Annotated in this window: 2 protein-coding genes; both read left to right on the forward strand. The window is 64.7% G+C overall.

All coding sequences use genetic code 11. The features are described 5' to 3' along the window. Positions 1 to 151 precede the first annotated feature (151 nt). The gene (locus tag AAFP05_RS11420; RefSeq protein WP_341729992.1) at positions 152 to 1,528 is read left to right on the forward strand and encodes an MFS transporter; all 1,377 of its coding nucleotides are present in this window, start codon (positions 152 to 154) and stop codon (positions 1,526 to 1,528) included. A 204-nt stretch (positions 1,529 to 1,732) separates the two neighbouring features. Further along, positions 1,733 to 1,939: DUF2510 domain-containing protein (locus AAFP05_RS11425; RefSeq protein WP_341729993.1), on the forward strand; the 207-nt coding region annotated here is incomplete at its 3' end.

Genomic DNA, 1,939 nt, shown 5'->3' on the forward strand with positions numbered 1-1,939 from the left:
CAATCGCCTCAAAACCGTGAGCAAGCTCCCATTCGCTCGGCTCAATCGTCCATGTCCTCCTCGCTTCCGCTCGTCCACATGAACTCAATCGCCTCAAAACCGTGAGCAAGCTCCCATTCGCTCGGCTCAATCGTCCATGTACAGTGGGTCGGTGATCCCGCCGACCCCTGACAAGCCCACGAGTCCGCCCAGAGTTTTCACCATCGCCATGATCGGCGGTGCCCTGGCAGTGGCATTCGAGGCCTACGGGACGCTCACCGCGATGCCCGACGCCGCACAGGAATTGGGGCGGCTGGATCTCTACGCTTGGGCTTTCACCGCCTTCGTCATCGCCCAGGTGCTGGCGATCGTGCTCGCCGGACGACTGGTCGACCGCATCGGTCCGGTGATCCCGCTGGCCGTCGGCGTCCTGATCTTCACCCTCGGACTGCTCGGCGGCGGTCTGTCGATCAACATGCCGATGCTGCTCGCCTTCCGCGCACTCCAGGGTTTCGGTGGTGGGGCACTCAATCTGGCGTTCATGGTGGTCGTTGCGCAGGCCTATGGCAAGGCTGAACGTGCTTGGATGATGAGCATCTTGTCGTTCTGCTGGATGTTTCCCAGCTTCGTCGGCCCACCGGTCTCCGCATGGATCACCACCACCTGGAGTTGGCACTGGGTCTTCTTGGCCATCGTCCCGCTGTTGCTGATCGTCGGTGTGCTGGGCTGGCGTCCGCTGGCGGGAATGCAGCGGTTACACCACGAGCCGGTCAAGACATCGAACCCGGTACCGATCTGGGCCGCCATCGCCGCGGCCAGCGGGACAGCACTGCTTCAACTCGCCGGGCAGCGGCTCGACCGGTTCGCGCTCGGCATGGCGGCCGTCGGCTTGGTCGTCCTGCTCACCTCGCTGCCTCGCCTGATGCCGCCAGGGTTCATGCGGTTGCGCAGGGGGCTGTCGTCGGTCATGTGGGCACGCGCACTGGCCGCCGGCGCCTACTTCGCGGGCGAGAGCTTCATACCGGTGATGCTCACCCAGCTCTATGGGTTCTCGTTGCGCGGTGCAGGCTTCTTCCTGGCGCTCGGAGCGACCGGTTGGACGCTCGGGTCACTCGTCCAGGCCTGGAGTGGGCTGAAGATGCGCCGCGACGAGATCGTCCACGCTGGCGCTGCGTGTTTGACGCTCAGTACGGCGATGATGACGGCGTGCACGTGGCTGGTGCTGCCGTGGCCGATCTTCGCCGCAGGCTTCGTCATCCTCGGACTCGGCATGGGCCTGCTGGTGAGCAGCACCTCGCTGATCAATATGCAACTGAGCGAAGCACGGCTCATCGGACGCAATACCTCCTCGCTGCAGGTCGGAGAAGGTCTGGGCAACGCGCTGGTCACCGGGCTGGCCGGCACGGTCTTCGCCGGTCTGCTCGACAAAGTCTCTACAGCGGTGACCTTCGGCCCGATCTACGCGCTGTGCACCGTCGCCAGCGTGCTGGCACTGCTGATGGCGTTGCGTATCGGTCCTGTCCGCAACGAGTCATCCGGGGTGGGCTGAACAACAGGCTGGGGACCCTCCGAGGTCGACGAAGTCGTTGAGGAGCGAAGCGGCCAGCCGAAACCCACCACTCGACGCGTTGATTCATCGTCTGGCACCAACACGAAGCGGGAGGGCACGGTAGCCGTGCCGAATAATCGCCGATCCGGGTTGAGTCAGGGATCGGAGTGTCGTGTGCTCGCCGTGACGTGGGATGCTGGAGGCGTGAGCCAGCAATACGATCCCGCCCAGCAAATGCCGCCTTCGGGTTGGTATCCCGACCCGGTCGATCACACACAAGAACGATTCTGGGATGGAACGAGTTGGACGACCCGCCAGCGACCACCCGCCACCCAGCAGCAGCCGCCCTACGACCAGCAAGTCCCGGCGGCGCAACCGCGGCAGGTCGGCTACCCGTCGTCCGGCTACCCG

The organism is Brooklawnia sp., assembly GCF_032229645.1.
GTDB lineage: Bacteria > Actinomycetota > Actinomycetes > Propionibacteriales > Propionibacteriaceae > Brooklawnia.